Genomic DNA, 13,196 nt, shown 5'->3' on the forward strand with positions numbered 1-13,196 from the left:
ATCACAGGTTCGTTGCCCCCGCCGGTGACGGGGGACTTGAGGTCGGGTGAAGCTTACAGCCCCGATTTCAGGCTGGCTTCCAGGTATTCGTCGATGTCGCCGTCGAGCACCTTGTCGCAGTCACTGCGTTCGATGTTGGTGCGCAGATCCTTGATCCGCGAGGCATCGAGCACGTACGAACGGATCTGGTGACCCCAGCCGATATCCGACTTGGTGTCTTCCAGCGCCTGGGACGCCGCGTTGCGCTTTTGCATTTCCTGCTCGTACAACTTGGCCCGCAGCATTTTCATGGCGGTGTCCTTGTTGGCGTGCTGGGAACGTTCATTCTGGCAGCTGACCACGGTGTTGGTCGGTACGTGGGTGATACGTACGGCCGAGTCGGTGGTGTTTACGTGCTGACCACCGGCACCGGAGGAACGATAGGTGTCGATCCGCAAGTCTGCCGGGTTGATTTCGATTTCCACCTTGTCGTCGATCTCTGGCGAGACGAAAACCGCGGAGAACGAGGTGTGGCGACGGTTGCCGGAGTCGAACGGGCTCTTGCGCACCAGACGGTGCACGCCGATCTCGGTGCGCAGCCAGCCAAAGGCGTATTCGCCCTTGATGTGCACGGTAGCACCCTTGATCCCGGCGACTTCACCGGCCGACAGCTCCATGATGGTCGCGTCGAAACCGCGTTTGTCGGCCCAGCGCAGGTACATGCGCAGCAGGATGTTGGCCCAGTCCTGGGCTTCGGTGCCGCCGGAACCGGCCTGGATGTCCAGGTAGGCGTTGTTCGGGTCCATCTCGCCGCTGAACATGCGACGGAATTCGAGTTTGGCCAGGGACTCTTCGAGACCTTGAAGGACTTCGACGACGTCGTTCACGGCGCCTTCGTCGTTCTCTTCGACGGCCATGTCGAGCAGCTCGCGGGAATCGGCCAGGCCGGTGGCCAGCTCGTCCAGGGTGTCGACGATCTGCGCCAGCGCCGAGCGCTCGCGGCCCAGTTCCTGGGCGTATTCAGGTTTGTTCCAGACTGCAGGATCTTCAAGCTCGCGATTGACTTCGATCAGACGCTCATGCTTTTGATCGTAGTCAAAGATACCCCCGAATAGATTCGGAGCGCTCGGACAGGTCCTTGATGGTGTTCAGGATCGGGTTGATTTCCATGACGGGCAGCACTCGTTGGCGAACTTTTGAAAGCCGGCGAGTATAACGTAATCAAGCTGTCACGGCAGCCCGTCTGGCGGCTTCGGGGGGAATGGCTTGAGGTTTTCTGTCTGGGTTGAGATTGCCTGCCCTCACCCTAGCCCTCTCCCAGAGGGAGAGGGGACCGATCGGGGGATATTCGAGAGATACCCCGACGTGAAATAGTTTTACTGAATCCGGAACTGCCGAGCTTGCAGATCCATAATCGACGCGGTCGATCAGGTCGATGTATGACGCCAGACACCTCGGTCGGCCCCCTCTCCCTGTGGGAGAGGGCTGGGGTGAGGGCGAGCCATTACTCGATTCCCACCTGGTTGCGCCCGTTGTTCTTCGCCAGATACAGGCCACGGTCCGCCGCCGAGATCAGCAACCGGCAGTCGCTGCCCGCCTCCGGCACCATGGTCGCCAGGCCGATGCTGATGGTCAGGCTCGCCCCTTCGGCCGGAGCATTGTGCGGAATCTTCAGCGCCGCCACGGTCTGACGCAGCTTCTCCGCCACCAGCCGCGCACCGCCCGGCGAGGTGTTGGGCAGCACCAGCGCAAACTCTTCGCCGCCATAACGCGCCGGCAGGTCGGACGGCCGGGCGCTGGCCTCGCGGATCGCCGTGGCGACCTTGCGCAGGGCTTCATCGCCCTCGACGTGACCGAAGGTGTCGTTGTAGGACTTGAAGTAATCGACGTCGATCATCAGCAACGACAACTGGCTCTGGTCGCGCAGCGAGCGACGCCATTCCAGCTCCAGGTACTCGTCGAAGTGCCGGCGGTTGGACAGCCCGGTCAGGCCATCGGAGTTCATCAGGCGTTGCAGCACCAGGTTGGTGTCGAGCAATTGCTGCTGGCTGACCCGCAACGCACGATAGGCCGCGTCCCGTTGCAACAGAGTCATGTAGGAGCGCGAGTGATAGCGGATGCGCGCCACCAGCTCGATGTTGTCCGGCAGTTTCACCAGGTAATCGTTGGCCCCGGCCGAGAACGCCGCGCTCTTGATCAGCGGGTCCTCCTTGGTCGACAGGACGATGATCGGAATGTCCTTGGTCGCCGGGTGATTGCGGTATTCGCGCACCAGGCTCAAGCCGTCGAGGCCGGGCATCACCAGATCCTGCAGGATCACCGTCGGCTTGATCCGCACGGCGTGGGCCACGGCCTGATGCGGGTCGGAGCAGAAGTGAAAGTCGATGTTCTCTTCATTCGACAGCCCGCGGCGCACGGCTTCGCCGATCATCGCCTGATCGTCCACCAACAACACCATGGCGGCGTTCTCGTCGGTTTTGATGTCATCGATCTGTAAGTCATTCATGGGCGGTCACCTGAGTGCTGCGGGGGCCTGGATTGCGGAGTAATGCGTTCATTTGGGGAAAATCTCCAGCAATCGTGGCGCTATCTTTTCCAGTGGACGGATTTCTACGGCTGCATCGATGGCCGCGGCGGCCTTGGGCATGCCGTACACCGCACTGCTTTGCTGATCCTGCGCGATGGTCAGGTAACCCTGTTGGCGCATGAGCTTAAGCCCTTGAGCCCCGTCGCGTCCCATCCCGGTCAATAAAACCCCTACGGCGTCACCGTTCCAGTAATTGGCGACGCTTTCGAAAAACACGTCGATCGAGGGGCGGTAGATCTCGTTGACCGGCTCGGCGGTGTAGGCCAGCGTGCCGTTCTTGAGTAACCGGATGTGATGATTGGTGCCGGCCAGCAACACCGCGCCGGCCTGCGGCGGCTCGCCTTCCCGGGCCAGGCGTACGTCGAGGCCGCTGGCGCTGGCCAGCCATTCGGCCATGCCGGCGGCGAACACCTGATCGACATGCTGCACCAGCACGATGGCCGCAGAAAAGTTGCGTGGCAGGCCTTTGAGCAAGACTTCAAGCGCCGCCGGGCCGCCCGCTGACGAGCCGATCGCCACCAGACGCTGGCACGACCCGGAATTGCGCGGTGTTGTCTGGGCCGGGCGGGCGCGAGCGGTTTTCTCGCCGATCAGCCAGCCGATATTCAGAATCTTGCGCAACAGTGGCGCGGCCGCCTGCTGCGCATTGCCGGCGCCAAGGGCCGGGGTGTCGACCACATCCAGCGCGCCGTGGCCCATGGCCTCGAACACCCGGTGCACATTCTGCTGGCGGTCGACCGTGACAATGACGATGGCGCAGGGGCTCTCGGCCATGATGCGGCGGGTGGCCTCGACGCCATCCATCACCGGCATGATCAGGTCCATCAGGATCAGGTCCGGGGTGTTCTCCGCGCACAGCCGCACCGCTTCGGCGCCGTTGTTGGCGACCCACACCACCTGATGCGCCGGCTCGAAGGCCAGCGCCCGGCGCAGGGCCTCCACCGCCAGGGGCATGTCGTTGACGATTGCGATCTTCATGCCCGCGCTCCTCCGATGAGCTCAACCACTGCGTCGAGCAGGGCATCGTCATGAAAACTGGCCTTGGCCAGATAATAGTCCGCCCCGGCATCCAGTCCACGGCGCCGGTCTTCTTCGCGGTCCTTGTAGGACACCACCATCACCGGCAGTGATTGCAGGCGATTGTCGCGGCGCAGCAGCGTCACCAGTTCGATGCCGTCCATGCGTGGCATGTCGATGTCGGTGATCAGCAGATCGAAATCCTCGGAGCGCAAGGCGTTCCAGCCGTCCATGCCGTCTACCGCGACGGCGACGTCGTAGCCACGATTGAGCAGCAACTTGCGTTGCAGCTCGCGCACGGTGAGCGAGTCATCAACCACCAGAATCCGTTTGCGCGCGGCTTCTGCGGCCTGATTGCCATGGCGGGCGATGCGTTCCAGACGCCCGGTGTTCAGCAACTTGTCCACCGAGCGCAGCATGTCTTCGACGTCGACGATCAACACCACCGAACCGTCGTCGAGCAAGGCCCCGGCAGAAATGTCCTGCACCTTGCCCAGCCGCTCGTCCAGCGGCAGCACCACCAGCGTGCGCTCGCCGATGAAGCGTTCGACCGCAACGCCGTAGATCGCATCGCGCTCGCGGATCACCACGACCTTCAGCGTGTCGCCGCTGTTCTGGCTTGCCGGGCGCTGCAGCAACTGACTGGCCGCGACGAGCCCCACATGCCGGCCCTCGTGCCAGAAGTGCTGGCGGCCCTCGACCTGCACGATATCGTCCGGCGCCAGATCGCACATGCGCTCGATGTGCGCCAGCGGGAAGGCGTAGGCCTCGTCGCCGACTTCCACCACCAGACTGCGAACCACCGACAGGGTCAGCGGCACTTCGAGATGGAAGCGACTGCCCTCGCCCGCCGTTTGCTCCAGCACCACCGCACCGCGCAACTGGCGGACCATGTGCTGAACGGCATCGAGGCCGACGCCACGACCGGACACCTCGGTGACCTTGTCCCGCAGACTGAAACCCGGCAGGAACAGGAACGTCAGCAGCTCTTCTTCGCTCAGCTGAGCGGCGGTTTCCGCCGGCGACAACTGACGTTCGACGATGCTGCGGCGGACCTTTTCCAGATCCACACCGTTGCCGTCATCGCTCAACTCCAGCACCAGCAGCCCGGCCTGGTGCGAGGCGCGCAGTCGGATCAACCCTTCCTCGGGCTTGCCTTTGAGCAGACGTTCTGCCGGTGTTTCGATGCCGTGATCGACCGCGTTACGCAGCAGATGGGTCAGCGGGGCTTCGAGTTTTTCCAGCACGTCGCGATCAACCTGGGTTTTCTCGCCTTCGATCTCCAGCCGTACCTGCTTGCCAAGGCTGCGACCGAGGTCGCGCACCATCCGTACCTGACCGGACAGCACGTCGGCAAACGGCCGCATGCGGCAGGCCAGCGCGGTGTCGTAGAGCACTTGCGCGCGCTGACTCGCTTGCCAGGCAAACTCGTCGAGTTCGGCGTTTTTCTCCGCCAGCAATTGTTGGGATTCAGCGAGCAGTCGCCGCGCATCCTCCAGCGCCTCTTGAGCTTCGAGGCTCAGGGCATGCTCCTTGAGATGCACGTTGAGACTTTCCAGCGCCCGCAGGCCGTTGTTCTGCATGCGCTTGAGGCGCTGCATCGTGGCCAGGTGCGGTTTGAGACGCTGGGTTTCCACCAGGGATTTACTCGACAGATCGAGCAGGCTGTTCAGGCGTTCGGCGGTGACCCGCAGCACCCGCTCGCCACCTTCGGTGGTGCGTTTGCTCTTGCGTAGCGCAGGCTCTGGCTCGGCCACCTCGACGAGGATTTCAACGGGCGCCTGTTCAGCCACTGGCGGTGGCTGAAGCTGCAACTCGGCCATCGGTGGTGCGCTCGGAGCGGCGGCCACCACGGCCGGCGCCGCCGGATCGAGCAAACCACCCATCAACACCACGTAAGCCTCAATGTCCGCCGGTTGCGGGCCATTGGCCGGGGTGGCGATGCGCATCAGCAAATCGGTGCCCTGCAACAACGCATCGATATGCTCCGGGCGCAGGAACAGCCGCCCTTCCTGCGCGCTGACCAGACAATCTTCCATCACGTGGGCAACGCTGACGCCGCTGTCGATGCCGACGATCCGCGCCGCACCTTTCAACGAGTGCGCCGCCCGCATGCACGACTCAAGCTGATCGGCCTGGGTCGGATTGCGTTCCAGCGCCAGCAGCCCGGCACTCAGGACCTGGGTCTGGGCTTCGGCTTCAAGGCTGAACAGCTCCAGCAGGGAGGCGTCGCGCATTTGCTCGGGGGTCATGTGAGGCTCCGGGAGACGGCGGACAACAACTGTTCTTCATCCAGCCAACGCAGGCTGCGACCTTTGAATGGCAACACGCCTCGAGTGTATTTGGCACTGGCCTGCACCCCGGAACGCGACGCGGCATCGAGGATTCGTTCGTCGATGGCGTGAATCCCGTCGACTTCGTCCACCGGCACCACCACCGGCCCGCCCTTGGCGGCGATGATCAGCATGCGCGGCATGATCCGTGCGCCGGTCGCCGGAGCGGCGTTACCGTCGAGGTCGAGCAGTTCGACCAACGACAGGCACGCCACCAGCGCGCCGCGCACGTTCGCCACGCCGAGCAAGGCCCGGGACCGCTGGTGCGGCAGGGAGTGAATCGCCTGCAACGGCGCGACCTCCACCAGACTGCGGGTGGCCAGTCCGAGCCATTCTTCGCCAAGACGGAACATCAGCAGCGAACGGGTTTTCAGCTCGGTTTCAACCTGGCTCGCCACCGGGTCGCGCTCGTCCTGCTGCAACGCATAACGGTCGAGCAGGCGCGTGGCGGCAGCGGAATACACCGAGCAATTGCGGCAATGAATGTGTTCTTCCAGCAGCGGGCAAGACTTGTCGCCGTGGATGCCGATGCGGTTCCAGCAATCGTCGATGGCCCGGGCGTCTTCGTGGGTGACGTTCAAGGTGTCGGACGGGATCATCGTTTACGCTCACTGTCGGCGGTGCGGCCGCTGCGGGCGGCGCGCTCCTGCAATCGTCTGGCACCGGCCGTGTCACCCTGGGCCTGCAGCAACGCGGCCAGGTGCATCAAGGCTTCGGGATGTTGCGGTTCGAGGTACAAGGCTTTGCGATAGTAACTCTGGGCTTCGAGAGCAGAGCCGGCGACATCACTGAGCAGCCCGAGCCAGTAAAACACCTGAGCCACCGGTTCATGACTGCGCAAATACTGTTCGCACGCGGCACGGGCCTCGGCGCTTTTGCCTTCGTTGGCCAGGGCGGCAATGTTGGCCAGCAGGGTCGCCGCGTCGGGATTCGGGCTTTTGGCGGTGGCGGGCAACGGCGTCACAGCGGCAAACGGGCGATTGCGCACCGGCGGCGGTGGCGTGCTGCGAACCGGTTGGCGCACGGGCAACGGGGTCGGGATAGCGACCGGCATCGGCAGCGGTTCGGGCTGCGGATCGCTGTGGCGACTGAACGCGAAAGACTGCGGGATGCCGATCGAACGCATGCCCAGCCGCCCGAGCAGACTGCCCTCGGCGGGGCCGATAAACAGCACGCCGTCGACGTGGGTCAGGCGCTTGAGCACGGCGAATACCTGTTGCTGGGTCGGCTGATCGAAATAGATCAACAGGTTGCGGCAGAACACGAAATCGAACGGCGGCTCGTTGACCAGCAATGCGGGATCAAGCACGTTGCCCACTTGCAGACGCACCTGCTCGCGGACGATTTCATTCACCCGATAGCCCTCGTTCTCGGCGAAAAAATGCCGCTCGCGAAAGTCCAGTTCCTGACCGCGAAACGAGTTCTTGCCGTACAACGCCCGCCGCGCCTTGTCCACCGACAGGGGGCTGACATCCATGCCATCGACCTTGAACTGATGGGGCTTGAGGCCCGCATCGAGCAACGCCATGGCAATCGAATAGGGTTCTTCACCGGTGGAGCACGGCAGGCTGAGAATGCGCAGCGCCCGCATGTTGTTCAGTTCGGCCAGGCGTTTGCGCGCCAGTTTCCCCAAGGTGGCGAAGGATTCCGGGTAACGGAAAAACCAGGTTTCGGGGACGATCACCGCCTCGATCAGCGCCTGCTGTTCGTCCCGCGAGCCTTGCAAGGTCTGCCAGTACTCGTCGGCCGTGACCATCTGCGCCAGGATGATGCGCTGGCGCACCGCCCGCTCGATGATTGCCGGCCCTACCGAAGCGACGTCGAGCCCGATGCGTTCCTTGAGGAAATCGAAGAAGCGCTGGTCGCTGCTCATGGCAGATCCTCAAGCCGTGCCGGATCCAGCGGCGGCGTCGGGAACAGCAGCGGGCGCACGGTATCGTCGAGCAAATCGTTGACCCGCACCCATTGCACCAAGCCCCGGGCGTCTTCACGCACCGGACCGAGGTACGGCGCCTGACGATTGTCGAGGCCGTAAGGCTGGAAGTCATCCGGGTTGCAACGCAGGGTGTCGGTGGCCTGTTCCAGGATCAACCCGAGCCATTGCGAGGGTTGCGAATCGTCGGCGCGATAATGCACCAGCACCAGTCGTGTGCTGGTGCGCGCTTCGGCTGGTTGGCCGAACGTCAGGGCACTGAGGTCGATCACCGGCACCACCGAACCGCGATAGGCGAACACTCCCGCCACCCAGTGCGGCGCCCGGGCAATCGGCTTCAGCGGCAGGCGCGGCAGCACTTCCGCCACCTCCGTGGCGCGCAGAGCGTAGCGTTCGTTGCCGATGCGAAACAGCAGGAACAACGCCTGCTTCGCCACCGGTGCAGCGCTGCGTTTGGCGATGATTTCGCTCATCAGACTTTGAATCGCGAAACGCCGCTGCGCAGGCCCACGGCCACCTGGCTCAGTTCGTCGATGGCGAAACTGGCCTGACGCAACGACTCGACCGTCTGGCTGCTGGCATCCCCCAGTTGCACCAGCGCGTGGTTGATCTGCTCGGCACCGGTGGCCTGGGCCTGCATGCCTTCGTTGACCATCAACACTCGCGGCGCCAGCGCCTGCACCTGATGGATGATCTGCGACAGTTGCTCGCCGACCTGCTGCACTTCGGCCATGCCGCGACGCACTTCTTCGGAGAACTTGTCCATGCCCATCACCCCGGCGGACACCGCCGACTGAATCTCGCGGACCATCTGCTCGATGTCGTAAGTCGCAACAGCCGTCTGATCCGCCAGACGCCGCACTTCGGTGGCGACCACGGCAAAACCGCGACCGTACTCGCCGGCCTTCTCCGCTTCGATTGCGGCGTTCAGGGACAGCAGGTTGGTCTGGTCGGCGACCTTGACGATGGTCACGACGACCTGATTGATGTTGCCGGCCTTCTCGTTGAGGATCGCCAGTTTGGCGTTGACCAGATCCGCCGCGCCCATCACCGAGTGCATGGTGTCTTCCATGCGCGCCAGGCCTTGTTGCCCGGAACCGGCGAGCACCGAAGCCTGATCGGCAGCGGTGGAGACTTCGGTCATGGTGCGTACGAGGTCGCGGGAGGTCGCCGCGATCTCGCGGGACGTTGCGCCGATTTCGGTGGTGGTGGCGGCAGTTTCGGTGGCGGTGGCCTGCTGCTGTTTGGAGGTAGCGGCAATCTCGGTCACCGAGGTGGTGACCTGCACCGACGAGCGCTGGGCCTGAGACACCAGCGAGGTGAGCTCGGTCATCATGTCGTTGAAGCCGGTTTCCACGGCGTTGAATTCGTCCTTGCGGCCCAGGTTCAGGCGCGAACTCAGATCGCCGGTGCGCATGGTGTCGAGAATCCGCACGAGCAGGTTCATCGGGGCCATGATCGCGCGCATCAGCAGAAGACCGCACAGGCCGGCGGCCAGCACGGCCACCAGCAGGGAGATGCCCATGCTGACTTTCGCCGCCGCGACCGCGTCGTCGATGTTGTTCATGGCTTCATCGGCAACGGCCTTGTTCTCGCGAATGATGTCGTTGAGTTTCATGCGGCCGGCGGTCCAGGCCGGGGTCAGCTGTTCATTGAACAACTTCGCGGCCGCGTCCTCCTGATTTCGCACATGCAGGTCGAGCACCTGCGCCTGAATCTTGTTGTAGTTGAGCACGTCCTGCTTGAACACGGTGTACTCGGCCCGGTCCTCGGCAGTGGTGACGGTGCTTTCGTAGTTGCCCATCTGCTCGTTGAGACGCGCTTCGAAAGACTTGAAGTCCGCGGCGTCTTCGGCACTGATTCCCTGGCCTTTTTTCAGGCCCAGCAACTCCTGGGTCTGCAGATAGCTGTCGACCCAGGCACTGCGAATCATCGAGCTGAAATACACACCCGGCACTGCGTCCTGACGCACGCTCTGCTCGCCGGCTTCGATCTTCAACAACCGTGAATACGAGACGACCACCATCAACAGCATGATGGCGATAATCACCGCAAAGCTCGCCAAAATGCGTTGGCGCAACGTCCAGTTCTTCACAGTCAGTCCTCGGGGCCAGATCGAAATTGCGGGGGAGTATAGCTGAGGGCGGTGTTTCATTTATAAGACGGTTTGCCGCGCTCGCGCCGCCCGAGCGTAAACGGGACGGGCTCTGGATAAGGACTTTCAAGGAATCGCGGGGCAACGTGCCAGTGGCGCAATGGCAAAAAGGGGCGATGGATTGGCCATTTCTGCAACGGAGAGGTCTGGCACTGACATAGCCATGTGCCATGGTGCGCAACTTCTTGCGCACTTGTTTCGCAAAATCTCCGCCTGATTCCGCTACAGCCCCCGGGTTCCGTCGCCTGTAGCCAAGTGCGCAACTTCTTGCACACCACTGCGCAAGAAGTTGCGCACTTTTGGCCTTAAATTGGCATGAAACATCTTGAAACATGCACTAAACAGCAGTTTCACCCCCGTATCACGGAGACTTTGGAAAACCTGGCACGGTCCTTGATATAGCTTTGGCACCCACCGGGCGATTTCGCCTCCCGGGCACCCTAACTTTATCCGCAAGGAGCACCTCCCATGGCAACACCAGCGTACATGTCGGTTACCGGCGAAAAACAAGGCCTGATCACTGCCGGCGCCTTCACTGCCGATTCCGTTGGCAACACCTACCAGGAAGGCCACGAAGACCAGGTCATGGTTCAGGCTTTCACCCACGACGTGATCATCCCGCGTGACCCGCAATCCGGTCAGCCAACCGGTCAGCGCGTGCATAAGCCAGTTGTGATCACCAAGGTCTACGACAAGGCTTCGCCGCTGCTGCAAGCCGCTCTGACCTCCGGCGAGCGCATGAGCGAAATCGTTATCCAGTGGTACCGCACTTCGGCTCAAGGTACCCAAGAGCACTACTACACCACCAAACTGGAAGACGCGATCATCGTCGCCATCAACAACAAAATGCACAACTGCCAGGATCCAGGCAACGCGCACTTCACCCACCTGGAAGAAGTGCAGTTCACCTACCGCAAAATCACCTGGACCCACGAAGTATCCGGTACTTCGGGTTCCGATGACTGGCGTGCTCCAGTCGTTTAATTACGGCTGATCGTTTCAAGCATCGGCCAGCTCTGCTGGTCGATGTTGTTTACGCCCCTCCAGAATTTCGCGCGCGTTGACCGCTCTTGCGGTTGACGGGCGCCGCTGTACAGCACGAGGAACAAGGGATGTTCGCGCCGGCCAATGAAACCCACTTTGCCCTGACCATCGAAGGGCTTTCCACCGATTTCCAGGTGTTTACCCTCACCGGTCGGGAAGCCATCAGCCAGCCGTTTGCCTTCGAGGTGGAGCTGGTCAGTGAGCAGCCGTCGCTGGACCTCGAAACCCTGCTGCACAAACCGGCCTTCCTGCAGCTGTCGCCCGACGGCAGCGGCATCCACGGCCTGATCGACCGCGCCGCACAAGGCGATTCCGGCAAGCGCCTGACGCGCTATTCCGTGACCCTGCGCCCGCAGCTTTCGTACCTGGCGCACCGGATCAACCAGCGGATCTTCCAGAACCTCAGCGTGCCGAAAATCATCGGCAAGATCCTCGAAGAACACGGCATCCAGGGCAACGCCTATGAATTCCAGACCGGCTCGATCTACCCCGAGCGCCTCTACTGCGTGCAGTACGACGAGTCGGATCTGCATTTCATCCAGCGCCTGTGCGAAGAAGAAGGCATTCACTACCACTTCCAGCACAGCGCCACGGCGCACAAGCTGGTGTTCGGCGACGACCAGACGGTGTTCCACAAACTGGCGCCGGTGGCCTATCAGCAGGACTCCGGCATGGTCGCCAGCGACCCGGTGATCAAGCGTTTCGACCTGCGCCTGGAAACCCGCACCAGCCGCACCACCCGCCGCGACTACGACTTCGAAAAACCGCGGATCACCCTCGAAAGCGAAAACCGTGGCGACGCCCTGCCCGACCTCGAGGACTACGACTACCCGGGCCGTTTCGTCGACCGCGAGCGCGGCAAGCACCTGGCCAAACGCGCCCTTGAGCGCCACCGCGCCGACTTCCAGCTCGCCGAAGGCAAGAGCGACCAGCCGCTGCTGGTCAGCGGCCATTTCCTCGCGCTGAAGGAACACCCGAAGGCCAAGTGGAATGACCTGTGGCTGCTCACCGAGGTCCACCACGAAGGCAAGCAACCGCAAGTGCTGGAAGAGTCCGTCACCAGCGACACCACCGCACTGAAAGACGACTTCCATCAGGGCTACCGCAACCGCTTCCAGGCCACCCCGTGGGACGTGCCGAACCGCCCGCCCCTGCGCCACCCGAAACCGCGCATCCTCGGCAGCCAGAGCGCCGTGGTCACCGGCCCGCAAGGCCAGGAAATCCACTGCGACGAATACGGCCGGGTGAAAGTCCAGTTCCACTGGGACCGCGACGGCCTGGCCGACGACAAGACCAGTTGCTGGCTGCGCGTCTCCAGCGCCTGGGCCGGCGCCCAGTACGGCGGCATCGCCATCCCGCGTATCGGCATGGAAGTGCTGGTGACCTTCCTCGAAGGCGACCCCGATCAACCGTTGATCAGCGGCTGCCTGTACCACAAGGAAAACACCGTCCCCTACGCGCTGCCGGCAAACAAGACGCGCACCACCTTCAAGACCCTGAGCTCGATGGGTGGCGGCGGCTTCAACGAACTGCGCATCGAAGACAAGAAAGGCCAGGAACAGATCTTCCTCCACGCCCAGCGCGACTGGGACGAGAACATCGAACACGACCAGAAAATCCGCGTCGGCAACGAACGCCACGACGTCGTGGAAAAGAACAGCTACACGGAATTCAAGGCCGAAGAACACCACACCGTCTACGCAGACCGCAAAGTCGAAACCCGCGCCAACGACCACCTCACCGTAGGCGTGAACCAGCACATCAAGATCGGCACCGGGCAATTCATCGACGCCGGGCAGGAAATTCACCTCAGCAGCGGGATGAAGGTGGTGCTGGAAGCTGGCGCTGAACTGACGCTGGTCGGTGGCGGCAGCTTCATCAAGATCGATGGCGGCGGCGTGACCATGAGCGGGCCGGCGATCAACATCAACTCGGGTGGTGGACCGGGGAGCGGCACGGGGGCGGCGCCGTTGATGCCGGGGCCGTTGAAGCAGGCGGATACGGATAAGCCAGGCATGCTTTTGCAGCAGCGTCTGCGTGAAAATGTGCCCATTGTTGAACTGTGCCAAAAACCCAAAGGTGGGACGCCAATGGAATGCCCATTGACAGATTGCCCCTGCAGGAAAGCCTTGATGGCGGGAGCATAGA

Annotated in this window: 9 protein-coding genes and 1 pseudogene; 2 read left to right on the forward strand and 8 right to left on the reverse strand. The window is 62.7% G+C overall.

What is annotated here, in order from left to right:
* Window positions 1-53: 53 nt before the first annotated feature.
* The 8 genes and pseudogenes from prfB to OQ248_RS05105 form a co-directional block, all read right to left on the reverse strand.
* Window positions 54-1,149, reverse strand: a protein-coding gene (gene prfB / locus OQ248_RS05070) for a peptide chain release factor 2 (protein ID WP_114881547.1) whose coding sequence is annotated in 2 segments (ribosomal slippage) — window positions 54-1,076 and window positions 1,078-1,149 — 1,095 coding nt in all. Because the reading frame shifts where the segments join, the coding sequence is not laid out codon by codon here.
* A gap of 257 nt (window positions 1,150-1,406) precedes the next feature.
* A pseudogene (locus OQ248_RS05075) lies at window positions 1,407-2,485 on the reverse strand (PleD family two-component system response regulator).
* 48 nt (window positions 2,486-2,533) lie between these two features.
* Window positions 2,534-3,544: a chemotaxis response regulator protein-glutamate methylesterase gene (locus OQ248_RS05080; RefSeq protein ID WP_265812204.1), complete on the reverse strand. Its 1,011-nt coding sequence runs from the start codon at window positions 3,542-3,544 to the stop codon at window positions 2,534-2,536.
* Complete coding sequence (locus OQ248_RS05085) at window positions 3,541-5,835, reverse strand: hybrid sensor histidine kinase/response regulator (RefSeq protein ID WP_265812205.1); 2,295 nt, start codon at window positions 5,833-5,835, stop codon at window positions 3,541-3,543. The genes OQ248_RS05080 and OQ248_RS05085 overlap by 4 nt, the downstream gene beginning before the upstream one ends.
* Window positions 5,832-6,515, reverse strand: a complete 684-nt coding sequence (locus OQ248_RS05090; RefSeq protein WP_265812206.1) for a chemotaxis protein CheW — start codon at window positions 6,513-6,515, stop codon at window positions 5,832-5,834. Before OQ248_RS05090 ends, OQ248_RS05085 begins: the two co-directional genes overlap by 4 nt.
* On the reverse strand, window positions 6,512-7,789 hold the full coding sequence (locus OQ248_RS05095; protein WP_265812207.1) for a CheR family methyltransferase: 1,278 nt from the start codon (window positions 7,787-7,789) through the stop codon (window positions 6,512-6,514). The genes OQ248_RS05090 and OQ248_RS05095 overlap by 4 nt, the downstream gene beginning before the upstream one ends.
* Window positions 7,786-8,322: a chemotaxis protein CheW gene (locus OQ248_RS05100; protein WP_265812208.1), complete on the reverse strand. Its 537-nt coding sequence runs from the start codon at window positions 8,320-8,322 to the stop codon at window positions 7,786-7,788. Before OQ248_RS05100 ends, OQ248_RS05095 begins: the two co-directional genes overlap by 4 nt.
* Window positions 8,322-9,944, reverse strand: a complete 1,623-nt coding sequence (locus OQ248_RS05105; protein WP_085712799.1) for a methyl-accepting chemotaxis protein — start codon at window positions 9,942-9,944, stop codon at window positions 8,322-8,324. Before OQ248_RS05105 ends, OQ248_RS05100 begins: the two co-directional genes overlap by 1 nt.
* A 528-nt stretch (window positions 9,945-10,472) precedes the next feature.
* Between OQ248_RS05105 and OQ248_RS05110 the strand changes: the two genes are divergently transcribed.
* Entirely contained in the window at window positions 10,473-10,988 is a 516-nt protein-coding gene (locus tag OQ248_RS05110) for an Hcp family type VI secretion system effector (RefSeq protein WP_007949952.1), read from the forward strand.
* Between the two features lie 128 nt (window positions 10,989-11,116).
* A complete protein-coding gene (tssI, locus tag OQ248_RS05115; RefSeq protein WP_265812209.1) occupies window positions 11,117-13,195 on the forward strand; it encodes a type VI secretion system tip protein TssI/VgrG in 2,079 nt (692 codons plus the stop codon).
* Window position 13,196 lies beyond the last annotated feature (1 nt).

This window comes from Pseudomonas sp. COW5, assembly GCF_026240005.1.
GTDB lineage: Bacteria > Pseudomonadota > Gammaproteobacteria > Pseudomonadales > Pseudomonadaceae > Aquipseudomonas > Aquipseudomonas kribbensis.

Excerpts from the sequence above, each read along its gene's own strand:
- OQ248_RS05100 (WP_265812208.1), bottom strand. The coding sequence starts at position 8,322 with ATGAGCGAAATCATCGCCAAACGCAGCGCTGCACCGGTGGCGAAGCAG.
- OQ248_RS05090 (WP_265812206.1), bottom strand. The coding sequence starts at position 6,515 with ATGATCCCGTCCGACACCTTGAACGTCACCCACGAAGACGCCCGGGCC.
- OQ248_RS05095 (WP_265812207.1), bottom strand. The coding sequence starts at position 7,789 with ATGAGCAGCGACCAGCGCTTCTTCGATTTCCTCAAGGAACGCATCGGG.
- tssI (WP_265812209.1), top strand. The coding sequence starts at position 11,117 with ATGTTCGCGCCGGCCAATGAAACCCACTTTGCCCTGACCATCGAAGGG.
- OQ248_RS05085 (WP_265812205.1), bottom strand. The coding sequence starts at position 5,835 with ATGACCCCCGAGCAAATGCGCGACGCCTCCCTGCTGGAGCTGTTCAGC.
- OQ248_RS05080 (WP_265812204.1), bottom strand. The coding sequence starts at position 3,544 with ATGAAGATCGCAATCGTCAACGACATGCCCCTGGCGGTGGAGGCCCTG.
- OQ248_RS05110 (WP_007949952.1), top strand. The coding sequence starts at position 10,473 with ATGGCAACACCAGCGTACATGTCGGTTACCGGCGAAAAACAAGGCCTG.